The organism is Rickettsia endosymbiont of Gonocerus acuteangulatus (assembly GCF_964026435.1).
In the GTDB taxonomy this organism is placed as follows: Bacteria; Pseudomonadota; Alphaproteobacteria; order Rickettsiales; family Rickettsiaceae; genus Rickettsia.
In genome coordinates this window covers 159,955-184,674 of sequence record NZ_OZ032147.1, presented here as the reverse complement: position 1 = coordinate 184,674, position 24,720 = coordinate 159,955, and the positions used below count along the sequence as shown (strand labels likewise).

The following is a 24,720-nucleotide window of genomic DNA, read 5'->3' as shown; positions in this document are numbered from 1 at the left end:
TTCTAAAATAAACTATTTCTAGAGTATTTTTAAATAAAATCAAATAATGTCTAAAAAATCTAATAAAAGTTTAGCGTTTTCTTTGCTAGGATTAATAATTAGCATGGTGCTACTTAGCTTTGCTGCCGTACCGCTTTATAATTTATTTTGTAAAGTTACGGGATATGGTGGCACGACTAGCAGAGGAACGACAAATATATATTCTAAAGTCAAAGGAACTAGACCTATAATAATTGAGTTTGATGCTAATGTCGATAAAAATTTACCTTGGCGTTTTATTCCAAGACAGCAGCGAGTCCAAATTGTTCCAGGGCAGAATACTCTAGTTTTTTATGAAACAGAAAATTTAAGTAATAACGATATTATAGGAACTTCAATTTATAATGTTACTCCTAATAAAGCAGGTAAGTATTTTGTAAAGATTCATTGTTTTTGTTTCGAAGAACAATTATTAAAAGCCGGTGAGAAAGTTTTAATGCCAGTCACGTTTTATATAGATAAGGATTTCGAAAACGATCCTGAAATGAGAGATGTAAAAGTACTTACCTTGTCTTATAGCTTCTTTAAAGTACGAGATGTTAAAAAATAAGGAATTATCAAAACATAAGATTTTAATTAATTGATTAATTTTATTAGAAACAGTAAAATCTAAGAAAACAATTATTTTTATGATAGTACAGAAAAGTGTGATAATAATGGTAGACTTGCAATTCCTATAAAAGTTAGGAAAAAGTTAAAACTCAAAACAGGTGATGAGGTAACAATAAAATATAATGATTCAGAATTAATAGTGTCAACTTTTCATTCAAATATAGAAAAAGCCCGAAATATATTAGATAAGTATAAAAATATTGATCTAAATAAAGAATTAAAGCTTATGAGAAAAGAAGATGCAGCAAAAGAATAAATCATTATTAAAATCAGAACATATTTTACTTGATACTTCAGCAGTAATTACACTTTTAAAAAAAGAGACAGGTTATAAATTAATAGAAGAAATTATAGCAAATAGTAGTATATCAAGCGTTAACTTAAGTGAGCTTGTTAGTGTTCTTGTAAGAACCAATATTCCGATGCAGAAATTGATAAAATAATTACTGATATTGTTCCAACAATTATTACTTTTTCAAAAGAGATTACAATAGAAGCAGGTAAGTTAACGAGTTATACTAAGCAATATGGTTTATCTCTAGGTGATAGAGCATGTATTGCTACTGGTATGTACCATAACATGATTATATACACTACTGATAAAATATGGGTAGAACTGAAAATTAAGGATGCTAATATTAAATTGATTCGTTAATAAAAGTTTTCAATAATCCATTTACGTAATTTAACTATTGGCGAAGTATTTATAAGAGCAGTAGACGGCAATGCTTTACCATTAGTATTAAAGTTAATTATTGGATCTATACCGTATGTGCTGTACCAAGCTTTTAACGACGAACTATTTGAATTCTTACGATGAAACCAACTTAAAAATGGCATAGTCTCTTCATATTCTATTACTTTAACCGATTGCGGATTTTGGTGATATACAAGGCTCAGCACTGACTGGTCTGAGTGATGCCATTTATATTCGTCATAATTAGGATGAATATTATAATCTTTACCTGAAAGGACTCTAATATCCTCACAATTTTTCAGCCATTTTTCAATAAAAGAGCGGGCAAGTTCAGTATTCCGTACCACAATAACTGCACTCCAAATATGATCATCATTTCTACATTCTTCATTAAGGCAATTCATCAAGGCAAAGCTTTCGCCTTTTACAAAACTGCCGTTTTTACGATCACGATCATGTACCAGTAATACATCATTATTGCCTAACAGATTAGTCAGATTGCTAATATGTTGTTTGATAATAAAAGCTGAATCTAAATATACTATAATAGCTCCCTCAGGAGCATTTTTCATTGTTTCAAGTATAATATAGGGCTTCCATAACCATAGACCCGCTCCTGCTTTTTCATTAAAAATTTCTTGATGCTTTTCAATAAATGTTTGATCAATATGTTTTTTCTTATAATTAAGTATAAAATCTATACCTTTATTAATCGCATAATGACTTGTCGCATTCTGGTTACGATAAATATGTTCTGCACCATCAGCATAAGAAACTAGATAAATAGGTTCTGTTATTGAGCTTTGAACTGATAAATCCACTTTTTGCATTGATAAATCATTTATAAAACCTTGGCGGGCATATTCTAAAATAACCAGCACCAAATTAATGCAGCAAACGTTTTACATAAAGTTTTAAAAGGTTTTTTATATTGCAATGACATATTACTTATTTTATCAAAAATATATATTTATAGCATTTTAATATAATAAAAGATAGTAATTTACAATCTGATCAAGAATAACATTAAAATTTAAATTTTTCATAAATAATTGATTGTAATTTATCGTAAATCTAGTATAATTTGCTGTTTGTTTAGAAGTTCTTATGATTAACTTAAACGATAGACAGTCTACTTTAGTTGTTGCGATGTCTGGCGGCGTTGATAGTTCAGTGGTTGCTGGGATGTTGTGCGAGCAAGGCTATAACGTAATAGGTATTACCCTGCAATTATACGATCATGGTATGGCTGTGGGGAAAAAAAATGCTTGTTGTGCAGGTCAGGATATTTATGATGCTAAAATGGTAGCAAATAAGCTTGGCATGCCTCATTATGTGCTTGATTATGAAAGTAAATTTAAAGAATCGGTAATAGATAATTTTGTTGATAGCTATTTGCGAGGTGAGACGCCTCTGCCATGCGTACAATGCAATAAATCAGTAAAATTCAGGGACTTAATCAAAACTGCTAAAGAACTTGGAGCTGATAAACTTGTTACAGGTCATTACGTACGAAAAATAAATGGTGATAATGGTCCAGAACTTCATATGGGACTTGACCCTTTAAAAGATCAAAGTTATTTTTTATTTGCAACTACCAAAGAGCAGCTTGAATATTTAGATTTCCCTCTTGGAGATCTTACTAAAGACAAAACAAGAAAACTTGCTAGTAAATTTGGACTTGAGGTGGCAGATAAGCCTGACAGCCAAGATATTTGCTTTGTACCTGATGGGAATTATAAGAACGTAATAAATAAAATACGTCCGGATAGTAGCAAAAGCGGTAAGATTCTGCATATAAATGGTTTTGAGTTAGGAACTCATAGCGGCATAATTAACTATACTATAGGACAACGAAGTGGTCTTGGCATATCTTACCACGAGCCTTTATATGTGATAAAGATTGATCCTAGTAGTAATATAGTATATGTAGGTCCAGAATCTGCGTTAAATGTGCAGGAATTCGTAATTAAGGATGTGAATTGGCTGGCTGGTAGCCTAAAAGATGGCGAAAAGCTGGAAGTAAGCGTAAAAGTCCGCTCAACCAGACCGCCTCGTTTAGCTGAAATAAGTAAGCTTGAGGGTGACAGAATGAAAGTAAAGTTTTTGTCTGAAGAAAAGGCTGTTGCCCCTGGACAAGCATGCGTTATTTATGACGGCACAAGAGTACTTGGCGGCGGCTGGATTACTAGGGATGTAAATTAATTTTGTCATAAGCTACGCGACTGTAAGGAGCGTGGCAATCTCAGGATGTATTACTAGATTGCCACGTCGCTTCGCTCCTCGCAATGACGGATTTCTAAAAAATAAGCTCACTAAAAACAGGAGAAACTAATGAGTTTTTTAAGAAAGAAAAGTTTTGAATCAGTAAAAGAAATAGGTAGCTCAAGCGGTCTTAGTAAGACTCTTGGTGCATTTGACCTAATACTATTTGGACTTGGTGCAATGATCGGTACAGGTGTATTCGTTGTTACCGGAATAATTGCTGCTAAATTTTCCGGTCCGGCTGTCATGGTATCTTATGCGATTGCTGGTATTACCTGTATCTTTGTAGCCCTTGTTTATACAGAACTTGCAGCAATGCTTCCAACATCTGGTAGTATTTATACTTATTCCTATGTTGCATTCGGTGAAGTATTTGCTTGGATGATCGGTAGTGTTATAATATTAGAACTAGGTGTTGCTGCCGGAATAGTTGCAGCCGGTTGGTCAGGTTATGTACAAGGGATATTAGAAGCCGGTGGAATCCACTTGCCGAAAGTTTTAACCACAGTGCCGACAAATGGTGGTATAGTAAATTTACCTGCATTTTTAGTTTCGGTATTTATTGGGTTTATTTTATTTTTAGGCACTAAAGATAGTAAGAAATTAAATGCTATTTTAGTATTTGTTAAAATGGCGGCGATATTCGTCTTTATAATTGCTGCTGCTCCACATTTCGATGCAACTAACTGGAGCAATTTTATGCCGTTTGGTTTTAGTAACGTTTTAGTTGGTGCATCTATTTTATTCTTAGCCTTTACAGGGTTTGGAACAATTGCAACTGCTGCTGAAGAGTGTAAAAACCCAAAGCGTGATATTATGATTGGTATTATTGGCTCGCTTGTTCTAACTACTATCGTATATGTAACGATGGCAGGACTTGTTACTGGTATTGCACCTTTTGATCAGTTAAATAACGATCAACCGCTTGCTTATGCTTTAACTATGAATAACAGTAAAATCGGTTCAGCTATAGTTGCAACCGGTGCTGTTTGCGGTATGATGACAGTGCTAATGATGAATATTTATGGTACTTCTCGTATTTTTTACGCTATTGCACGTGATGGATTACTACCGAAAAGTTTTGCAAAATTGCACCCTAAATATGATAGTCCGTATATTACAATTATAATATTTGCATCTTTAGCTGCTGTTCTTGGAGGGTTTTGTTCGACAGAGTTATTAACTCAATTAACTTCAATGGGAGCAATTATTGACTATATAACAGTTGCAATAATAGTATTATTATTTAGAACAAAATTGCCTAATGCTCAAAGACCATTTAAATGTCCTTTAGTATATATTATTGCTCCGTTTATTTTAATAGCATGCTTTTATTTATTGTTCATTCAAATGTATGATGGTGAGTTTAATTTACTTACAGCAGGACGTGCTTTATTAATTTGGTTTGTTACAATATTTGTTTTATATATTGTAAGATCATTTTTTATGAAAAAAGAAATATAGCTTCAATTATTAGGATATATACATCAAATTTTAAGAGACTCGCTTATGCTCACGTACTAAATGTACGCTCCGCAAGCTCGCTCTAAAATTTAAAGTCTATATCCTAATACTTTTCGCTATATAATATAATTAATAAAATAGCATTAAATAAATCAAAATGACTGATAAACTCCAACCACTTCGAGGAATGAAAGATCTTTTGCCGGATGATTATAAAGTTCATGACTATATAATCAAAAAAGCAAAAGAGGTTGGAGAATTATATGGCTATAAGCAAATGAGTACGCCAATACTCGAATATACCAAAATCTTTAATCGCTCAATGGGTGAAAGCTCTGACGTAATTAGTAAAGAAATCTACAGCTTTTTAGATAAAAGCGATGAGTCAGTAGCACTACGTCCTGAATTTACAGCAGGAATTGTAAGAGCTTTTATTTCTAACGGCTTGCAGCATAAACTACCTCTCAAATTATTTTCTACTGGTCCTGTTTTTCGTTATGACAGACCACAAGCAGGACGTCAAAGACAGTTTCACCAGTTAAATTATGAATATCTAGGAGCTAAAGGAGCTATTTCCGATGCTGAAACTTTAAAGCTAGCGGCAGATATACTTGAAAGTTTAGAGGTTTTGCAGGATGCAACCTTAGAGCTAAACTCTCTTGGTTGTAGTCAGTCCCGTAGCACTTACCAGCAAAAATTAGTAGAATATCTAAATGACTTTAAGGATGAATTATCAGAAGATAGCAAAATAAGGCTAACTAAAAATCCGATGCGGATTCTTGATTCTAAAAGTGAAATCGATAAAAAAATAATAGCAAATGCCCCTATTTTATCAGAGTATTATACTGATGAGTCAAAAGAATATTTCGAAGAGTTATTAAAATATCTTAATATTTTAGGCGTGAAATACACCATAAATGCACGCCTAGTTAGAGGACTTGATTATTACTGCCATACTGCTTTTGAATTCACGACTACAAAGCTAGGAAGCCAATCCACAATTTTTGCTGGCGGGCGTTATGATGGGCTTAGTCGCATTATGGGCAATAACGATGAAGTGCCAGCGATAGGTTTTGCAGCAGGAATTGAGCGAATAGCCTTGATGCGGGAATATAATATAAACTCGGTAACTCCAATATTTGTATTGCCAATAGGCGAGAATAATATTTCGTATTCTTTAAAAATAACCGATCAATTACGCTTACATAATATACCTGCGTTGATAGAAGTAAGCGGTAAAATGGCAAAAAGAATGCAAAGAGCCTTGAATGATAATGCCAAATTTATTGTCTTTATCGGTGACGAAGAACAAGCAAGTAACAACCTCAAAATCAAAGATTTAGAAAAGCAAGAAGAGTATATTTTGGACTTTTCGAAAACAATTGAGTTGCTAAAAAAGTCTTAGACTTCTTTTATATATTATTGTACAAAGGGGCTTTGTTGCATGGTCGAAAAATATCCACAATATCATTCTTAGCATAGGCGGGAATCCAGAAAATAATAAAAAATACTAATTTTATTAGTATTTTTTAGCTGGCTCTAGTTCATAAATCACGGGATGACAGAGGAAAATGATCTACGCAACAAAGCCTCCTGTGTAAAGAAAGGTTACGTAAAGTCATGAGCTATGCAAATTTAAGTAGAGCGTGGCAATCTCAGAAGTTCTATGATGCTTCGTGAGATTGTGCACGTACAAAACTTGTAGTTTTTCCTCGCAATGAAGCTAAATAAATTTAAAAAATAATATATGAAAAAAAAATTATATGAAGGTTCAAGTAAAACCCTATATACTTCTGAAGAGGAGTTTTTACTTGTAATGGCTTTTTCTGATAGAGCTACTTTAGAAAATGGTGAAATTATTGATGTATCAGGCAAAGGAGTGCTTAATAATAATATCTCTTCCTTTGTAATGAATAAGCTTGAAATGATTGGCATTGAAAATCATTTTATTGAAAAGCTAAATATGAGAGAGCAATTAATTCAATATGTTGAGATGTTTCCTCTGCAAGTAGTCGTATCTTCTGTTGCGTGCGGTAGGTTTGTAAAAGAATTTGGTATGGATGAAGGCTTTGTATTTGATAAGCCAATAATTGACTTTAAAGTAAAAAGTCGTGAGTTTAAATATCTGATAGTTAATGAACATCAAATATTAAATTTTGGTTGGTTAACTAAAGATGAAATTAATATAGTTAAGAAGCAAGCTTTGCGTATATATGATTTTCTAAGCGGTTTGTTCATCGGCATCGGTATTCGGCTTGTTGAATGCAGTCTTGAATTTGGACGGGTATTTACCGGTGAGGAATCTTTTGTAATGTTAACTGATGAAATTAGCCCTGATACTTGTAAATTATGGCATATTAATAGTAATGAAAGACTAGGATTTGAATTGCTAGAAAAAGACCCAGCTAAAGCTTATGAATCATATAAATTAATAGCTGATCGTTTAAAAGAAAAATAAGTTAGAATAAAAAATGATAAATATTTCTTCCCCTGATGGGAGTGTAAAACAGTTTGAAAAAAATATTACAGCGTTTGAGATAGCCGCATCTATTTCAATATCGCTTGCTAAAGCAGCAATGATTGCTGAAATTAATGGTGAGCTTAAAGATTTAAGTACTCAAATTGATAGTGATTGTAAATTGCGTATTTTGACTGTTAAAGATCCTGAATGTCTTGAAGTTATAAGGCACGATGCTGCCCATTTAACAGCGGAAGCGGTAAAAGAATTATTTCCTGAAACGCAAGTAACAATCGGTCCTGCTATCGAAAATGGTTATTACTATGATTTCGCTAGGGATAAACCTTTTACTACTGATGATTTAGCAGTTATAGAAGCTAAGATGCATGAGCTTGTTAAAAAGAATGAGAAAGTAACAAGAGAATTGTGGGACAGAGAAAAGGCTGTAGATTTCTTTAAATCGATAGGTGAGCATTATAAAGCTGAAATTATTGCCTCCATCCCGTCAAATGAACCTATAAGCTTATACAGGCAAGGTAATTTTATTGATTTATGCCGAGGTCCGCATGCTCCATCTACCGGTTTCGTTAAGCATTTTAAGCTAATGAAAGTTGCAGGAGCTTATTGGCGTGGTGATAGCCGAAATGAGGTGTTGCAGCGTATATATGGTACGGCTTGGGCTACTAAAGAGCAGTTAGATAGCTATTTATTCATGCTTGAAGAAGCTGAAAAGCGTGATCATAGAAAATTAGGAAAAGAGCTTGATTTATTCCATTTTCAGGAAGAAGCTCAAGGAATGGTATTTTGGCATGATAAGGGTTGGAGTGTATATAATACTATTGAGCAATATATTAGAAGAAAGATTCGCAAAAATGGTTATATTGAGGTTAAGACCCCTGTTTTAGTTGATAAGAGTCTTTGGGAACTTTCTGGACATTGGGAAAAGTTCCGTGATGATATGTTTGCTTTAGAAACAGACGACAAGACGCTTGCTTTAAAGCCGATGAATTGCCCTTGTCATGTACAGATTTTTAAACAAGGTATTAAAAGCTATCGAGATTTGCCGCTACGTATGTCTGAGTTTGGCTTATGCCATCGTAATGAGGCATCCGGTGCTTTACATGGCTTGATGAGGGTACGGAGTTTAGTGCAAGATGATGCACATATATTTTGTAGTGAGGAACAAATTACTGAGGAAACAGTTAGCTTTTGTAAGTTACTGACAGAGGTTTATAAAGATTTCGGTTTTACTGATATAAAGGTAAAATTCTCTGATCGTCCTCCTGTTAGAGCTGGTAGCGATGAGACTTGGGATAAGGCTGAGAATGCTTTAAAAGAGGCAGTAGAGAAAGCCGGTTATAGCTATACAATAAACCTGGGCGAAGGTGCTTTTTATGGTCCTAAGCTTGAATTTGTGTTAACTGATGCAATAGGGCGTCAATGGCAATGTGGAACTCTGCAAATGGATTTTGTTCTGCCTGAGCGTTTAGATGCTAGCTATGTTGCAGCAAGTGGTGAGAAAAAAAGACCTGTGATGTTACATAGAGCAATACTTGGCTCGCTTGAACGTTTTATTGGGATATTAATCGAAGAATATGCAGGGCGTTTTCCTTTATGGCTTGCTCCTGTACAGGTTGCAATAGCTACCATTACAAGTGATTTAAACGATTACGCTTTAGAAGTACAAAAAGCTTTAATTGAGAGTGGCGTGCGAGTCGATATTAATATATCACCGGATAAAATTAACTATAAAATTCGTGAGTTTTCTAACCAAAAAGTACCGATGATTGCAGTAATCGGGAAGCAAGAAAAAGAAAATAAACAAATAACGATTCGAAGACTCGGAACTACCGAGCAGGAAGTATTATCGATTGAGCAGTTGATAGAATATATTAGGAAAGAGAGTAGTAAGTATATTTAGAGGTAATTGTGTCATTCCCGCATAAGGCTTGCTTGCGTGGATCGAAAAATGTGATCGGTGTCATCCCGTGAATAAATCAATAGTACCGGACAGTTATTAAAAAAATGTTATATTTATTCAGGTGTAGGTGACCTTGTATGTCATTCCCGCAAAAGCGGGAATCCAGGAAAAAAAAGTCTAAATACAGCAATTTTTTAGAATATAAAAGCTCGATTTATCTCGCTTTATGCTGGATTCCTGTTTCTAGCTAGGAATGACATAGAATAATAACTGTCCGGTACTATTGAATAAATCACGGGATGACAGAGAGGAATTGATCCACGCAAGCAAGCCTTTGCTCGTTCGCAATGACGTTAAAAAATTTTATAAATGCAATATATATTTCCTTTTAATAATTCTTCAAAATATCATCCTGAAGAATTTATTGTTTCTGAGTCTAACACTCTAGCTTATAATGCTTTGCAAAATTGGCAGAATAGCTTTGGAGTCAATCCCTATAAACATACTTTGTTAATAAAAGCTCCAGCTTCCTCAGGCAAAACTTATCTAACCAAAATATGGCAAAATTTAAGCAATGCTTATTTAATCAAAGATATTTTTTTTGATGATAAGATTTTAGCAAATCATAATGCTTTCATTATTGAGGATATAGAAAATTGGCAGGAAACAGCGTTGTTGCATCTATTTAATCTTATTAATGAAAAGCAAAAATATCTTTTGCTTACATCTAATAATAAAGGTAAAAATTTTACCTTACCTGATCTATCATCACGTATTAATTCTATATTAAATGTTCTGCTTTATCCTCCTGACGATGAATTAATTAAAATTTTAATATTTAAACATTTTGCTACATCTTCTGTAACAATATCACAAATAGTAATAGATTTTTTATTAGTGAATTTGCCTAGAGAATATAACAAAATTTTAGAAATATTAGAGTATATCAATAACTTTGCGTTAACTTCTAAGAGAAAAATAACTATTCCATTAGTTAAAGAAGCTCTAAGTTTTGTAAATATTTCTTACTAATTTTTTACTTTTTTATTGACTTCCATATAAAAAAATATAACTCTTTTTACAGTTTATTTTTTATAAGGAAGTTATGTTAGGATATCAAAAAGAGCAAGTTAGTTTAACTCGCAATCAAAAAGAAGCTATAGGCTTACTATCTATAGGCACATTTCTCGAATATTTCGACCTCATGCTATATGTTCATATGGCAGTATTACTAAATGAATTATTTTTCCCAAAAGGTGACCCAAAAGTAGCTTTCATATATTCTGCATCTGCGTTTTGTTCAACATTTGTATTTAGACCTTTTGGTGCTTTATTGTTTGGCTGGATAGGTGATAATATAGGGCGTAAGCCGGTAATTTTAATAGCAACTTTTTTAATGGCTTGTACCTGTATAGGTATTGCTGTACTTCCTTCTTATGATGAAATAGGATTTACTGCAACAGTACTAATTACCCTTTTTCGTGCCTTGCAAGGCATCTCTTCGGCTACAGAAGTTACTGGAGCTGAATTGTATATTACGGAAATGGTAAAACCTCCCCTACAATACCCTGCGGTAGCATCAACCACATTTTTTAGTACACTAGGAAGTTTAGCAGCACTTGCTATAGCAACTATTGTAACTTCAAGAAATTTTAATTGGCGTTATGCTTTTCTATTTGGAGCATTTGTAGCTGTCACTGGTCTGATAGAATAACATTAAAAGAAACTCGGGATTTTATTGATGCTAAGAGACGGATAAAATTAAGTTTAGAAAAAACCGGCATAGACCCAAAAAAAATTGAGAGTAATAGCATTATAAAAGAAAAAACAAACTTTAAAACTTTCATTTCTTATTTTGCAATACAATGTACATGGCCCGTATGGTTTTATTTTGCATATATTCATTGTGGAAATATCCTAACAGAAAATTTTGGAGTCCTGATAAAGTTATCCGCCATAATTTTTTTATTTCCATGATAGAACTTACATGTGATATATTATTTATATATTTAGGTTATAAAATTTATCCTTTAAAAATATTAAGAGCAACATTTTACATTCTTATAGTATTTTTTTGCTTTTCACCTGTGATAATGCAGAATTTGACACCCTCTTATATAATGTTAATACAAGTATATTTTCTTGTATTTACTCCAAGTTGTTGTCCTGCTGGAGCAATTTTTTATAAACATTTCCTAACATTTAAGCGTTTTACTCATACAAGCTTTATATTCGTTATATCACGTGCTGTAATGAATATCATTACCTCATTTGGTTTTGTTTATTTAACTGCAAAACTTACGCTATGTTTGATATAATGCCCATGAATTAAGGGATATTATGAAGTGCTTCACTATAAAACATTGCTGTGTAATAAGAGTTTTTAGCATATTTGCTATAACATAGCGTAAGTTTTGACTGAATATTTTGGTTATGTAGGGATATTAATGATTATGGTTCCTGTAACAATATGTTATTACCTAGGGTTATGTCATTTTGAAAAATTAGAAAAAAATGTTAATGATTTTAAATAAAGGGAGTTAAGACGCTGTATTTTACTTGAAATTATTATATAAGATATTTGATGTATGACAAAGGCTATAGAAAAACTTATCAATCCTAATTGAAAATATACTATCAAACAATAAGCTGTGGGAATTTGTACAAACCATAATGAAAAAATATTACATACCATATCTAGTTTTACTCTTTCTATCAATCTAAGATAAGTAGCTTTAGAAAAATAAATTGCTAATAATGGTAAAGTAAAAGCAAGCAATATTGTTGAAGAATGAGCGTAATGTGCTATATCATTAAAAGATGTCAATATTCTTAAAACTTTATTGGATAAAAATAATAAAGGAAGAGCTAATATTCCGGACACTATAAGAAGTAAAAACTTATTATATTGATTGTAAGCTTCAAATTTTTTTATATTTTTATTACCTAAGGCTTTACCCCCTAAAATCATAAAACCTGATCCCATAGAGGATATAGCATAAATCATTAAGATACTGACAATTTAATAGTATTAAAAACAGCATCATAAAATGTTTCAAAATCTCCTACAACTTTCCTAATTTCATTTTTTATCTTAAACCAATAAATTGAAAATACTATAAGTAAGTAGAACAGAACCTAATAAAAGTAATCCCCGCCGCAAGCAGCGGGGTATTTTAGAAGAAAGCTAGCTGATGATCCTCATGCAGTTTCTGATATTCCTTGCCTTGGTTTTTTACGTATTTTCCTATCATATTCTCATTTCCATGCTTACCTACCGTACTCGTAAAATATCCATCAGTCCAAAATTCTCCACCCCATAATTGTTTCTTTACCTGTGGACACTGTCTAAATATTTGACGAGCTGTAACACTTTTAATTGTTGTTACTATTTTTGTTACGCTATAGGTTGGTACAGATTGTACCAAAAAATGGACATGATCTTCATCAACCCCTATTTCTAAAAATTTTATTTGATATCTCTTTTCTATCTCTAAACATATTTCTCGTAATACTTGATCAACTGATACGTCAAACACTGCTCGGCGATATTTTGCTGGAAATACCATGTGATACAGCAGTACCGTAACATTATGACTTTTATGTATATATTTGCTCATTCCGCCATATTACGCCGCAAGCGGCGGGGAATATACCCAAAAGAGATTTAAAATAATAAGATTTTAAATAGGTAATGATGAACAGAAAATATAGACACTTATCTCGAGAAGAGAGATATGAGATAAAAAGAATGTATGACCTAGGAGTCAGTATTAATAAGATAGCACAACATCTTACGAGGTCTAAAAGCACTATTAGTATGGAGCTAAAAAGACAAAACTTACGCTATGTTATAGCAAATATGCTAAAAACCCTTACTACAAAGCTATGTTTTTACAGTGCATCACTTTATAATATCCTTTAATTTATAGGAATTATATCAAACATAGCGTAAGTTTTAAAGAAATAAGGTAAAAGATAAGTATATGCCTTGTGTTGCTCAGGAAAAATATGAAAACAGGATGTATCAGCAAGAGTTATTAAAAATAGAAAAGAACCCTATGTTGTTAGATTATATTAAAAATGCTATGATTCGCAAGAAATGGTCGCCGGATGCTATAGCCGGAAAGTTAAAACTAGACAAAAATACAGCTTTGTGTATCAGTACAGAAAGTATATATAGATTTGTTTACACTTCTGTAGTAGCAGCTAAATTAAAGTTATATAGCTATTTACCTTCTAAAAGATATAAAAGGCAAGAAAGAGGGAAGAGGCGTCAAAGGATCATTATACCACAAAGGATCTCAATACATCAGCGTGATGCAATAGCTACGAAAAAGGTAGAAGTAGGGAATTTTGAGGCAGATCTTACATTTCATAAAGGTAATCAAAGTATGAATATTGGTGCACTGGTGGATAAAAAGAGTCAAAAGATTATTTTAGTGCTGAATAACTCCAAGAGAGCTACAACAGTTACCAATGGTTTTTTAAGAAAGATAAAAACTCTTCCAAATAGTGTGAGAAAGACTATTACTATGGATAATGGCAAAGAGTTTGTAGGGCATGTTGCCTATAGACTATCTGGGTTTCAAACTTTCTTTTGTGATCCATACCGCCCTAGACAAAAAGCATTAGTGGAAAAAATGAATTCTATGATTCATAGAATTTTACCTAAAAATACAGATATTACTACCGTTACACAAAGAGGTCTTGACAATGTTGCTGAGATTTTAAATAACATGCCAAGAAAGATTTTTGGTTATAAAACCCCCAATGAAATTTGGGCAGAAAATTTATAGGTTTTGTTCTACTTAGTCCTTGCATTTTCAATGCTCTATAGGATTTAAATCAGGAGAGTAAGTTGGTAAATACAATATGGTACAACCAACGGATTCAATGAACTCTTTAACTTTAGAATTTTTATGAAAATTAATGTTATCCATAATAACGGTTTGCCCAGGTTGTAATTCTGTAATTAATACATCCCTAATATAAGTTTTAAAGACCTCTGTATTACAATTACCTTCAAATATTACAGGAGCAATAAGATTACCATTACAAAGACCAGCTATCATACTTATTCTAAATTTATGTTGATACACCTTTTCTCCATAACACCTTTGTCCTATAATGCTCCATCCATACTCTTTGCAAGCATTATCCTCTATTCCAGATTCATCAAGATATACTAATTTGTCTTTTGTGATGGTTTGTATCTTTGCTATAAATTCATTTCTTAATTTAATATCTCTTTTCGGATGAAAATGAGTTTTGTTTATAGCTATAGCCAAGTTTTCTGATTTGTCTTAAAATAGTTACAGATGCAATATTACCCCATTGCTTTGCTAACTCCTTTGATGTTTTATTCATATTAGCTTTAAAAAATTCTTTAATGTCATTGTCAATTAAAAAGGGACCAGTAAATTGCACGAAAAAGGAACCACTATATTTAAAAATTTTTATGCCATATTACCTCCAGATTTATAGTTATTAATACGATAACTTTTACCTTTTATGTTTAGTATATGAGCATGATGTACCACTCGATCAATAATTGCATGAGTTAATACTTCATCAGCAAATATTTCATTCCATTTTTCAAAATCCTTGTTTGTGGTAATAATGGTAGATTTATTTTCATATCGTTTAGCAATAATATTAAAAAAGTCTTCTACTGAATGTTTTGGCAATTGCTTAAACCCGAGCTCATCAAGAATTAATAAATCAAACGATAGGAGTAATTTAACCTTTTTGTGATAACTATTATCTGCTCTTGCAATATGTAAATTATAAAGCATATCCGATACCGTAGTAAAATATACAGAGTATTCTCGTGTTAAAGCTTTTAATGCTAGCCCAATGGCAAGATGAGTTTTCCCAGTTCCTGAATCACCTATGAATATTACATTTCCCTTAGTATTAATATAATCACAAGTTGATAAATCACTTATTACTTTGGCATCAACACTTGGTTGGAAATTAAAATCAAAGTCTTCTAAATTTTTAGTTACCGGCAATTTAGCAGCACTTTTACGGCGACGGTAATTATTATCCTTACGGTTAGATTTTTCATCTTCACATAATAGTGATAGAAATTCTTTAAATCCTAGTTTATTATTTTGAGCATAAATAATCCTTTCATTTAAACTATTGACTATACCTGATAATCTAAAGCTTCATAGGTCATTAAATAAGTTCTGCATTATTACCTCCAAACTCTGGTAATGGTAAGTTTACTGCATTACTATTTAAAATATTCTTAATTTTAGAGTAAGAACTTATACCATAATGTAGTGCTCTATGACAGGCTTTATCTATTAAGTCATCATTGTAAACCTTACGTAAAGAAATGATACCTCGTGCACAACATTGCCAATCATTCACTCTTGTTTGTTGTAATGATTCTAATAATAAACTGCAATTATTCCCTATCTGCTGCATTTGTTGTTGATAATGTTCACTATATTCTATAAAACCTGGGCATAGACGTTTGTATTTAGCATAATGAGACGGATTAGTGGTAAATATCCCCTTGCCCTCTGTTCTAACGTGTCTTGCTATTAAATCATTTTGTATAGAAAATATTTGAACAAGTTTTGGGGACAATTGTACCATTACCTCACTGTATATATATTTTGCTGGTACAGAGTAATAATTATTATCTATGGTAATATGACAATCTTTTGCTACTTTTCGATTATGCCAAGATGACAAATCAAAAGTTTCTAATGGTAAAGGAATCAAACTACTTCTTTCCTCTTGCTCAAACAGTTCTCTAGGTATTCTCTTAGTAGTACCATGTATTCGGCTATTGGCCTTATTTAACCAATTTGCAAGACCATTTGTTAATTCTTCATATCTATCAAATTTACGACCAGCAAAAAAATTATTTTTAACGTATTTTATTCCCGACTCAACTTTGCCTTTTTCTTGCGGTTGATACACTCGACAAGGAGAAAGTAAAATTCCATAATGATCGGCTAAGCACTTATATTCCTTCTGATATACTGGCTCATAAAAATTGGCATCTACTACTCCAGCTTTAAGATTATCAAGTTTTATTACTTTTGGACTACCAGCAAAATAATTAAATGCATTGATATGACATTGAATCCATGTTTGACAACTTTGATCAAACACTACTTCATAATAATCAAGGCGACTATAGCTTAAACGCATATTAAATACATATGCTTTAACTCTACGCCCTTTAGAATTATACTGTAAGCCTATGTCACCAAAATCTACTTGTGCTTCCTCTCCTGCTAAAGTATGAAAACGAATGCAACTGTTATCCTTAATTTTATATTTTTTGATATAACGGGTCAAAGAAGTATAACTGCTTGTATAACCTTGATTTTTTAACTCCTCAAAAATTCTTATGTAACTCAGATTTTTTTCTAATAACTCAATTATTTTTTCGTGCCAAAAATCCAAAACTGAAGATCGTTCATAGATTGCTGGGGATTCTGTACCAGCCTCTACATAGCGGTTTATTATTTTTCGTACTGTTTTGCGGTCTGTTCTTGTTAGTTTGGCAATATTCCTTTGACTATTGCCTTGTTTATAAAGGGTGATAATTGTTGTATACATATTTATTCTTATCATTGTATCACTAGATATTTACTTGCTTAATTATCTAGTGAATATTGCACATTAACCTTATTAGGTCACACCAACTTCTCTGGTCCCTTTTTCGTGCAATTTACTGGTCCCTTTTATTTTAGCAATGACATTAAAAGATTCTGAATCTTTTATCTTATGACTATGTCCTTTCTGATAACCAGTTGCTGCTTCTAAAGTACCTTGCTTATCTTTTAATTTTTTCCATTTATATATAGTATCACGACTTACATTAAATAATTTACTTACCTTACTTATTCGTATCCCTGCTTCTACAGCTTTTATAACTCTTAGTCTTAGTTCTATTGCATATGCTCGTGCCATATCTCTTTACATGCTTGTTAATATTTGCTTACTATAACATGATACTCTCGCTCTGTCAGTACCTTAATGACTTATGCTATAGCTGCATAACCAAGGGCAATAGCTATATGGGTTTTTCCTACTCCAGAAGGACCAAGCAGAATAATATTTTCCTGTCTTTCTACAAAAGATAGAGATCTTAGGCCTTCCAGAATCTTGCGTTTTATTCCTGTAGCAAAATCATAATCAAAATTATCCAGCGTTTTAATAGCAGGAAAACCTGCCATTCTGGTTAGTATTGATTTACTTCTATTCTGTCGTGCCAACAGCTCTGTTTTTACAAAACTTACGCTATGTTTGATATAATTCCTATAAATTAAAGGATATTATAAAGTGATGCACTGTAAAAACATAGCTTTGTAGTAAGGGTTTTTAGCATATTTGCTATAACATAGCGTAAGTTTTGTTTAATATTGACTCAAGGAAATCCGTATAACTTGAGTCTTCTTTACTAGAAGATTGTGCAATATCAAAATAATTTTCAGCTATCTGAATAAGGTTTAAAGAGCGGCATAGCTCTTCTATACGTTGGTGCTGTAGGTTCATAATGCCTCCAGTATACTTTGGTATATGCAGAGGGAATGTTTTAAGGAAACTGTAGAAAATCGTTCCCTTTTATCTTCCATAATCTCTAGTGCTGCAGGATGACTACCACTATAATCCAATGGTAGTGGCGGAAGATTGCTCCTTTCAAACTTTAATCTTTCTGCAGGTATAGCATAAGTCATTAAGGTACTGACAGAGCGAGAGTATCATGTTATAGTAAGCAAATATTAACAAGCATGTAAAGAGATATGGCACGAGCATATGCAATAGAACTAAGACTAAGAGTTATAAAAGCTGTAGAAGCAGGGATACGAATAAGTAAGGTAAGTAAATTATTTAATGTAAGTCGTGATACTATATATAAATGGAAAAAATTAAAAGATAAGCAAGGTACTTTAGAAGCAGCAACTGGTTATCAGAAAGGACATAGTCATAAGATAAAAGATTCTGAATCTTTTAAAGAATTTTTTAAAGCTAATATGAATAAAACATCAAAAGAGTTAGCAAAGCAATGGGGTAATATTGCATCTGTAACTATTTTAAGACAAATCAGAAAACTTGGCTATAGCTATAAACAAAACTCATTTTCATCCGAAAAGAGATATTAAATTAAGAAATGAATTTATAGCAAAGATACAAACCATCACAAAAGACAAATTAGTATATCTTGATGAATCTGGAATAGAGGATAATGCTTGCAAAGAGTATGGATGGAGCATTATAGGACAAAGGTGTTATGGAGAAAAGGTGTATCAACATAAATTTAGAATAAGTATGATAGCTGGTCTTTGTAATGGTAATCTTATTGCTCCTGTAATATTTGAAGGTAATTGTAATACAGAGGTCTTTAAAACTTATATTAGGGATGTATTAATTACAGAATTACAACCTGGGCAAACCGTTATTATGGATAACATTAATTTTCATAAAAATTCTAAAGTTAAAGAGTTCATTGAATCCGTTGGTTGTACCATATTGTATTTACCAACTTACTCTCCTGATTTAAATCCTATAGAGCATTACTGGTTTAAGATAAAAAATGAAATTAGGAAAGTTGTAGGAGATTTTGAAACATTTTATGATGCTGTTTTTAATACTAATAAAAGTAATCCCCGCCGCAAGCAGCGGGGTATTTTAGAAGAAAGCTAGCTGATGATCCTCATGCAGTTTCTGATATTCCTTGCCTTGGTTTTTTACGTATTTTCCTATCATATTCTCATTTCCATGCTTACCTACCGTACTCGTAAAATATCCATCAGTCCAAAATTCTCCACCCCATAATTGTTTCTTTACCTGTGGACACTGTCTAAATATTTGACGAGCTGTAACACTTTTAATTGTTGTTACTATTTTTGTTACGCTATAGGTTGGTACAGATTGTACCAAAAAATGGACATGATCTTCATCAACCCCTATTTCTAAAAATTTTATTTGATATCTCTTTTCTATCTCTAAACATATTTCTCGTAATACTTGATCAACTGATACGTCAAACACTGCTCGGCGATATTTTGCTGGAAATACCATGTGATACAGCAGTACCGTAACATTATGACTTTTATGTATATATTTGCTCATTCCGCCATATTACGCCGCAAGCGGCGGGGAATATACCCAAAAGAGATTAAATTGTCAGTATCTTAATGATTTATGCTATATTTCGCCTGTTGTTCCATGCACACGCCGATTCGCAGTATCACGCAACCATTTTAGCACCTCTGAATTTGCAGTATCCACATCCAACACTAACTCTGCAGTTTTTAATTTTGTTGCTAATGGATTATAAAAGCTTTCTCTTATATATCTGTTAAATCGCTCAACCGTGCCCTTAGTTTTTGCTCTATAAGGCCTACACACTTTTAATCGGAAACTGTAATGTTTGGCAAAATCCAGCATACCTTTATTAAAGCGGTGTATGCCAGGACCATATGTATCCCTATCCAGTATTACTGTCTTCATGTTGTCATACAGTACTTCTTCTGGCACTCCGCCAAAATATTCAAATGCCCGCTTATGGCATTCTATTAATGTTACAAGCTTCTCATTAGTAACAAATTCTACATAGCTTGCTCGACTAAATCCTAATGTAGCCACAAAAGCTGATAGAGGACTTTTCCCCTTACGAAATTCTATCCAGTCAACTTGCATCTGTTTGCCAGAAGCAGTCTCAAATCTTATCATATCCTCCTGTTTAGCTGCAGGCTTTATACTCCTTAAATAATCCCTGAGTTGGGTCATCCCGCCTGTGTAACCCAACTCCTTTATCTCTTGAAACAGTACCAGATAGTGATACAGGATGGGCTGATTTTATTCTGTCACTCAAGTAGTCTTTATATGGGGCAAGCTTTGTTACCAACTTTGGCCTATCCTTATATTTAGGGGAACCATCATATTTTAAATATTTACGTACTGTATTTACTGATGCACCTACTTCTCTTGCTATACTTCTTAAGCTTTTACCATGTTTATTCAATATTTTTATTTCCATTATTTGCTCCAGTATTATCATTATTCATTACCTCCTTATTCAGAAGATATTACTTTAATACTGTATCAATTTTTATCCGTTGCTCTGTATCATTTTACTTCCGTTGCTAACAAAATTTAATTCTATAAATTTTTTAAATCCCTCTATGTCTCTTATTATTCTACGATGTCCTGTATGATAACCACTTTTTGCTTTGACATCCCCAGTTTGTTTCTTTAATTTTTTCCACTCTATTATAGTCTTCCTACTAATAGAGTATATCTCTGAAGTCTCTTTTATTGTTTTACCATCTGTTAAACTTTTTATTACTCGTATTCTTAAATCGTATGAATATGCCTTTGCCATAAGTTTTTCATTTAGTATAATCCAACTCATACTATAAGTCATTACCTTATCGCATTAAGCTATATAATAAAAATACAAAACTTACGCTATGTTATATAGCAAATATGCTAAAAACCCTTACTACAAAGCTATGTTTTTACAGTGCATCACTTTATAATATCCTTTAATTTATAGGAATTATATCAAACATAGCGTAAGTTTTGAATATTAAATAGAATAATAAAAGAGATATGTACAAAGTTAATCCAAGAGTAGATTTAGCATTTAAAAAAATCTTTGGGGTAGAAGAGAATAAGGATTTATTGATATCACTTATTAATTCAATAGTTAGTGAAAAAGATCAAGTAAAAGAAGTAACGCTACTTAATCCATATAATCCGAAAAATTTTGCAGCAGATAAATTATCTATTCTCGATGTAAAGGCTAAAAGTGAAGCCGGTAAAATGTTCAATATCGAAATACAAGTGACCGATGAAGCTGACTATGATAAAAGAGCCTTATATTATTGGTCTAAATTATATGCAGAACAATTAAAAACCAGTGATGACTATTCAAAATTAAATAAAACAATAGGTATTCATATACTAAATTTTACTAGTATTCCGAATACTGCAAACTATCATAGTGCCTTTGAGTTAAGAGATAGAGTAACCGGCTTAGTATATTTTGAAGATATAGAGTTACATACAATAGAACTAAATAAATTTACTAATGCTAAAGAAGAGCTAACAGATATAGTAAAAAAGGTTAAAGATTCTCTTGATATATGACTAGCTTTTTTAACTCGCCATGATTTATTAAATAAAGATAAGTTGCCAAAAAAACTAGATAATAAAGTTTTAAAGAAAGCCTTAACTGTACTTGAAGTTATGAATTTTAACGAGGAAGAGCGAAACGCTTATGAAGACCGCTTAAAATGGCTTATGATCGAAGCTAATACCTTAAAAAAGGCAGAAATGAAAAAAGCTGAAAGCAGAAATTTAGAAAGGATTATTTAAACCAAGTTTTCCGTATGTTTCTGAATTATCTATGACTTTTATTCCTTGCTTGATTAGGCGTAATATATAATACATTCCTGCCCCGAAAACAATCGTATATACTACTATAAACGCCATCAAAGAAATAAACACATATTTACCTAGCACTGGTGATGCCATGTCAGCAGTTCTTAAAATATTATAGACAATATAAGGTTGTCTGCCTACTTCAGTAACAAACCAACCGGCAAGTACTGCAATAAAGCCTGAAGGTGACATTAACATATACCAATATTGAAACCATTTAGCATTATATAATCTTTTCTTTAAATAAAGATATAATCCGGCGATGCCAGTAAATACCATTAAAAAACCAATCCCGACCATAATACGGAAACTATAAAATACTGTAGCAACAGGTGGGCGTTCATCTTTTGACCATTCTTTTAGTCCTTTTATTTCACCATCTAAACTATGAGTTAAGATTAAGCTACTAGCATATGGTATTTGTATGGCATATTTTGTTCTTTCCTCTTCTTTGTCTGGAAAGCCAATAATATTTAAAGCTACCCCTTTTTCTGTGTCCCAAATTCCTTCCATAGCCAAAACTTTAACAGGCTGATATTTAAGAGTATTTAAGCCATGCTGATCACCAATAAATACTTGAACAGGAGCAACAAATAGTGCCATTAATACTGCCATAAAAAGCATAATTTTAGCATGTTCTTTATAGCGATTATTTAGCAAATAAAAGCTCCCTACGCCGCCAACAACAAATGAAGTAGTTAAGTAAGCTGCCGTAAGCATATGAAGAAAACGATATGGGAAAGAGGGGTTGAAGATAATTTCAAGCCAATTTAAAGGATAAAAAAGCCCATCATCCCTAACTTCAAAGCCAGTAGGTGTGTGCATCCAGCTAATAGCTGAAAGTATCCAAAAAGCTGAAATAACAGTACCAATAGCAACTATTAAAGTAGAAATAAAATGTACTTTTTTGCTGACTTTATTAAAGCCAAACAACATGATACCAAGAAAGGAAGACTCTAAAAAGAAAGCGGTGAAAACCTCAAAGCCGAGTAATGGACCAAGCACGTTGCCGACCTTATCAGAAAAATTTGACCAATTAGTACCAAATTGATAGGACATTACAACGCCAGAAACTACGCCCATACCAAAAGTAACTGCAAAAATCTTTACCCAGAATTTATATATTTCTTGGTAAACAGTTTTTCCTGTTTTTAACCATAACCCCTCAATGATTGTCAGAAAGCTTGCAAGACCTATAGTAAATGCCGGAAATATGATATGAAAGCTTATGGTAAAAGCAAACTGAATTCTTGATAATAATACTTGATCAAACATATATTACGAAACCATAACTAATAAATTTCTGTATTTGATTTAATTATCCGCCTTTGCTATTATCAAATTCTATCTGATTAGTTTTAACAAATTTTCCTTTTTCGGAGTTCCAATTATAATAAACATTTACTATTCTTACTTCTGTAACATTAACATCACCGTTTGGCAATTGCGTAACATCATATCCTTTACGGATAGAATCAGTAATTAACAGGCTTGCTTGGCAAATATATTTTACATCGAAGAATGGAGAATTATCATCTTTCAGGTCTTCTTGTTCTTCTAAAAAATTATTAGATAATTCTTTCTCTTGCATTTCTAATGATTTTGAGTTTATTTTCTGATTATTGTAACACTATTTAAAGCAAGAAGCAAGACTTTTCAATATCATTTAATAGTTTTAGATATATTTTTACAAAAAAATTAACAAAACTTACGCTATGAGTAAAAAAGTGATAAATTATTGTAAAAATAATTAAACATGTCAAAGAGGATAAAGTTGCAAGCAATACCAATTAATAGGACAGATTATTGTCAATTTTTAATAGTTAGCCAAAAGAATTATAGTTTAACCTACTACGCTGAACATGCAAAGAAATGTAGTCATGATGTTATTAATAGATTTTTAAGGAATGAAAAATATACACCTTCTTTGTTATGGGAACACATCAAGAATGATGTTATTTTTTCATCTAATGGATATACAATATTTGATGATACGGTTTTAAATAAAAGGAATACGAAGCAAATAGAAATTGCAAGATCGCAGTACAGTGGAGCTACAGGTAGAGTTACTAAAGGTATAGGAGTAGTGAGTCTGGTATATTATAACCCTGATATTAATAAGTTTTGGGTAATAGATTATCGAATTTTTGCACCTGATCATGATGGAGCAACAAAACTAGAACACCTATTAAACATGTTAAATAATGCTGTTTATAGCAAGAAGATTCCTTTTCAAACAGTACTTTTTGACACATGGTATTCTACACACAAAATTATGCAACATGTTGACTCTCTGGGGAAATATTATTATGCCCCTATTAAAGCCAATAGAAACGTTAGTAAAACACACGATTCTAAACCTTATAAAGCTGTAAAAGAGTTGACATTTTCAGATGAAGAGATCAGGCATGGAGTAGAGATTCATATAAAAGGCTTTGCTAAAAATAAGCATGTTAATTTGTTTAAATTTACTGTTTCTACCAACAGAGTTGAGTATGTTGTTACCAATAACAAAACTCACAAATCTTCTAAAGCTGCACAAGATGAGTGTGGCTTTCGATGGGTAATTGAGAGCATGCACAGAGAAATTAAGCAACTTACTGGGATAGAACGTTGTCAATGCAGGAAACAGCGTATTCAACGTAATCATATTAGTTGGGCATTTTTAGTTTGGGCATTTCTCAAAAGGACTGCAAATACAATCGGTAAAACGGTTTACCAAATAAAGTTAGGGCTTTTAGATGACTATATGCAACAACAGCTGCGTTCTCCATCTTTACGATATTTAGAACCAAACATAGCGTAAGTTTTGTTAAGTTAAATACACTGCTTTTT

General features: G+C 32.3%; 28 protein-coding genes and 2 pseudogenes. 14 read left to right on the top strand and 16 right to left on the bottom strand.

Annotated features, from left to right (window positions below):
• The first annotated feature begins 46 nt into the window (after positions 1-46).
• Complete coding sequence (locus AAGD55_RS01135; RefSeq protein WP_341791822.1) at positions 47-589, top strand: cytochrome c oxidase assembly protein; 543 nt, start codon at positions 47-49, stop codon at positions 587-589.
• 301 nt (positions 590-890) lie between these two features.
• Complete coding sequence (locus AAGD55_RS01130; RefSeq protein ID WP_341791821.1) at positions 891-1,094, top strand: hypothetical protein; 204 nt, start codon at positions 891-893, stop codon at positions 1,092-1,094.
• Positions 1,095-1,302: 208 nt separating this feature from the next.
• Here AAGD55_RS01130 and AAGD55_RS01125 read toward each other — a convergent pair whose 3' ends face one another.
• A complete protein-coding gene (locus tag AAGD55_RS01125) occupies positions 1,303-2,238 on the bottom strand; it encodes a hypothetical protein (RefSeq protein WP_410526123.1) in 936 nt (311 codons plus the stop codon).
• A 217-nt stretch (positions 2,239-2,455) separates the two neighbouring features.
• Between AAGD55_RS01125 and mnmA the strand changes: the two genes are divergently transcribed.
• The 7 genes from mnmA to AAGD55_RS01090 all read left to right on the top strand — a co-directional run bounded on the left by mnmA (position 2,456) and on the right by AAGD55_RS01090 (position 11,170).
• Complete coding sequence (gene mnmA / locus AAGD55_RS01120) at positions 2,456-3,553, top strand: tRNA 2-thiouridine(34) synthase MnmA (protein WP_341791819.1); 1,098 nt, start codon at positions 2,456-2,458, stop codon at positions 3,551-3,553.
• Positions 3,554-3,682: 129 nt separating this feature from the next.
• Positions 3,683-5,077, top strand: a complete 1,395-nt coding sequence (locus AAGD55_RS01115; protein ID WP_341791818.1) for an amino acid permease — start codon at positions 3,683-3,685, stop codon at positions 5,075-5,077.
• Positions 5,078-5,234: 157 nt separating this feature from the next.
• On the top strand, positions 5,235-6,482 hold the full coding sequence (gene hisS, locus AAGD55_RS01110) for a histidine--tRNA ligase (protein WP_341791817.1): 1,248 nt from the start codon (positions 5,235-5,237) through the stop codon (positions 6,480-6,482).
• A 342-nt stretch (positions 6,483-6,824) separates the two neighbouring features.
• Positions 6,825-7,535, top strand: a complete 711-nt coding sequence (locus AAGD55_RS01105) for a phosphoribosylaminoimidazolesuccinocarboxamide synthase (protein ID WP_341791816.1) — start codon at positions 6,825-6,827, stop codon at positions 7,533-7,535.
• Between the two features lie 13 nt (positions 7,536-7,548).
• Positions 7,549-9,456: a threonine--tRNA ligase gene (gene thrS, locus AAGD55_RS01100; protein ID WP_341791815.1), complete on the top strand. Its 1,908-nt coding sequence runs from the start codon at positions 7,549-7,551 to the stop codon at positions 9,454-9,456.
• Positions 9,457-9,825: 369 nt separating this feature from the next.
• Complete coding sequence (locus tag AAGD55_RS01095; protein WP_341791814.1) at positions 9,826-10,488, top strand: HdaA/DnaA family protein; 663 nt, start codon at positions 9,826-9,828, stop codon at positions 10,486-10,488.
• Between the two features lie 73 nt (positions 10,489-10,561).
• Complete coding sequence (locus tag AAGD55_RS01090; protein WP_341791813.1) at positions 10,562-11,170, top strand: MFS transporter; 609 nt, start codon at positions 10,562-10,564, stop codon at positions 11,168-11,170.
• A 777-nt stretch (positions 11,171-11,947) separates the two neighbouring features.
• Here the strand turns inward: AAGD55_RS01090 and AAGD55_RS01085 are convergent.
• Together AAGD55_RS01085 and tnpA (AAGD55_RS01080) are read right to left on the bottom strand one after the other, a co-directional pair.
• The gene (locus AAGD55_RS01085; RefSeq protein ID WP_341791812.1) at positions 11,948-12,463 is read right to left on the bottom strand and encodes an MATE family efflux transporter; all 516 of its coding nucleotides are present in this window, start codon (positions 12,461-12,463) and stop codon (positions 11,948-11,950) included.
• A gap of 169 nt (positions 12,464-12,632) precedes the next feature.
• Positions 12,633-13,076 carry an IS200/IS605 family transposase gene (tnpA, locus tag AAGD55_RS01080; RefSeq protein WP_341790826.1) on the bottom strand — a complete coding sequence of 148 codons (444 nt, stop codon included), beginning with the start codon at positions 13,074-13,076 and terminating at the stop codon, positions 12,633-12,635.
• Between the two features lie 74 nt (positions 13,077-13,150).
• Between tnpA (AAGD55_RS01080) and AAGD55_RS01075 the strand changes: the two genes are divergently transcribed.
• Both AAGD55_RS01075 and AAGD55_RS01070 read left to right on the top strand, forming a co-directional pair.
• Positions 13,151-13,381 (top strand): helix-turn-helix domain-containing protein, encoded by a 231-nt coding sequence (locus AAGD55_RS01075; protein ID WP_341791811.1) that lies wholly within the window; start codon positions 13,151-13,153, stop codon positions 13,379-13,381.
• Between the two features lie 61 nt (positions 13,382-13,442).
• Positions 13,443-14,255, top strand: coding sequence for an IS30 family transposase (locus AAGD55_RS01070; protein WP_341791810.1), 813 nt, complete (start codon positions 13,443-13,445; stop codon positions 14,253-14,255).
• Between the two features lie 27 nt (positions 14,256-14,282).
• Here AAGD55_RS01070 and AAGD55_RS01065 read toward each other — a convergent pair.
• The 7 genes and pseudogenes from AAGD55_RS01065 to AAGD55_RS01035 form a co-directional block, all read right to left on the bottom strand.
• Positions 14,283-14,853 (bottom strand): annotated as a pseudogene (locus tag AAGD55_RS01065) (IS630 family transposase); the annotation flags it as partial.
• Positions 14,854-14,915: 62 nt separating this feature from the next.
• Positions 14,916-15,587, bottom strand: a complete 672-nt coding sequence (gene istB, locus AAGD55_RS01060; protein ID WP_341792485.1) for an IS21-like element helper ATPase IstB — start codon at positions 15,585-15,587, stop codon at positions 14,916-14,918.
• A gap of 55 nt (positions 15,588-15,642) precedes the next feature.
• Entirely contained in the window at positions 15,643-17,049 is a 1,407-nt protein-coding gene (istA, locus tag AAGD55_RS01055) for an IS21 family transposase (protein ID WP_341791809.1), read from the bottom strand.
• A 72-nt stretch (positions 17,050-17,121) separates the two neighbouring features.
• A complete protein-coding gene (locus AAGD55_RS01050) occupies positions 17,122-17,403 on the bottom strand; it encodes an IS630 transposase-related protein (RefSeq protein ID WP_341791808.1) in 282 nt (93 codons plus the stop codon).
• A 71-nt stretch (positions 17,404-17,474) separates the two neighbouring features.
• Complete coding sequence (locus AAGD55_RS01045) at positions 17,475-17,708, bottom strand: ATP-binding protein (RefSeq protein ID WP_410526106.1); 234 nt, start codon at positions 17,706-17,708, stop codon at positions 17,475-17,477.
• 118 nt (positions 17,709-17,826) lie between these two features.
• Entirely contained in the window at positions 17,827-17,988 is a 162-nt protein-coding gene (locus tag AAGD55_RS01040) for a hypothetical protein (protein WP_341791807.1), read from the bottom strand.
• The gene (locus AAGD55_RS01035) at positions 17,985-18,170 is read right to left on the bottom strand and encodes a hypothetical protein (RefSeq protein WP_341791806.1); all 186 of its coding nucleotides are present in this window, start codon (positions 18,168-18,170) and stop codon (positions 17,985-17,987) included. The genes AAGD55_RS01040 and AAGD55_RS01035 overlap by 4 nt, the downstream gene beginning before the upstream one ends.
• Positions 18,171-18,236: 66 nt before the next feature.
• Between AAGD55_RS01035 and AAGD55_RS01030 the strand changes: the two genes are divergently transcribed.
• Positions 18,237-19,137 (top strand): IS630 family transposase gene (locus AAGD55_RS01030; protein ID WP_341791805.1). Its coding sequence is split into 2 segments (ribosomal slippage): positions 18,237-18,563 and positions 18,565-19,137, totalling 900 coding nucleotides; the frame shifts between segments, so codons are not numbered across the junction.
• Here AAGD55_RS01030 and tnpA (AAGD55_RS01025) read toward each other — a convergent pair.
• From tnpA (AAGD55_RS01025) to AAGD55_RS01015, 4 genes are all read right to left on the bottom strand, one after another.
• Positions 19,123-19,566, bottom strand: coding sequence for an IS200/IS605 family transposase (tnpA, locus tag AAGD55_RS01025; protein ID WP_341790826.1), 444 nt, complete (start codon positions 19,564-19,566; stop codon positions 19,123-19,125). The two genes, AAGD55_RS01030 and tnpA (AAGD55_RS01025), sit on opposite strands and share 15 nt — an antisense overlap.
• A gap of 75 nt (positions 19,567-19,641) precedes the next feature.
• Entirely contained in the window at positions 19,642-20,226 is a 585-nt protein-coding gene (gene istA, locus AAGD55_RS01020) for an IS21 family transposase (protein WP_410526105.1), read from the bottom strand.
• Positions 20,180-20,497: a hypothetical protein gene (locus AAGD55_RS12290; protein WP_341791321.1), complete on the bottom strand. Its 318-nt coding sequence runs from the start codon at positions 20,495-20,497 to the stop codon at positions 20,180-20,182. The genes istA (AAGD55_RS01020) and AAGD55_RS12290 overlap by 47 nt, the downstream gene beginning before the upstream one ends.
• Before the next feature lie 51 nt (positions 20,498-20,548).
• Positions 20,549-20,851, bottom strand: coding sequence for an IS630 transposase-related protein (locus tag AAGD55_RS01015; protein WP_341791804.1), 303 nt, complete (start codon positions 20,849-20,851; stop codon positions 20,549-20,551).
• A 200-nt stretch (positions 20,852-21,051) separates the two neighbouring features.
• Here AAGD55_RS01015 and AAGD55_RS01010 point away from each other — a divergent pair.
• A pseudogene (locus AAGD55_RS01010) lies at positions 21,052-21,819 on the top strand (Rpn family recombination-promoting nuclease/putative transposase).
• Here AAGD55_RS01010 and AAGD55_RS01005 read toward each other — a convergent pair.
• Complete coding sequence (locus AAGD55_RS01005) at positions 21,802-23,160, bottom strand: cytochrome ubiquinol oxidase subunit I (protein ID WP_341791803.1); 1,359 nt, start codon at positions 23,158-23,160, stop codon at positions 21,802-21,804. The pseudogene AAGD55_RS01010 and the gene AAGD55_RS01005 overlap by 18 nt on opposite strands.
• Before the next feature lie 43 nt (positions 23,161-23,203).
• Positions 23,204-23,476 (bottom strand): DUF2671 domain-containing protein, encoded by a 273-nt coding sequence (locus AAGD55_RS01000; RefSeq protein WP_341791802.1) that lies wholly within the window; start codon positions 23,474-23,476, stop codon positions 23,204-23,206.
• A 165-nt stretch (positions 23,477-23,641) separates the two neighbouring features.
• Between AAGD55_RS01000 and AAGD55_RS00995 the strand changes: the two genes are divergently transcribed.
• Complete coding sequence (locus tag AAGD55_RS00995; protein WP_341790834.1) at positions 23,642-24,691, top strand: transposase; 1,050 nt, start codon at positions 23,642-23,644, stop codon at positions 24,689-24,691.
• The last annotated feature ends 29 nt before the right edge of the window (positions 24,692-24,720 follow it).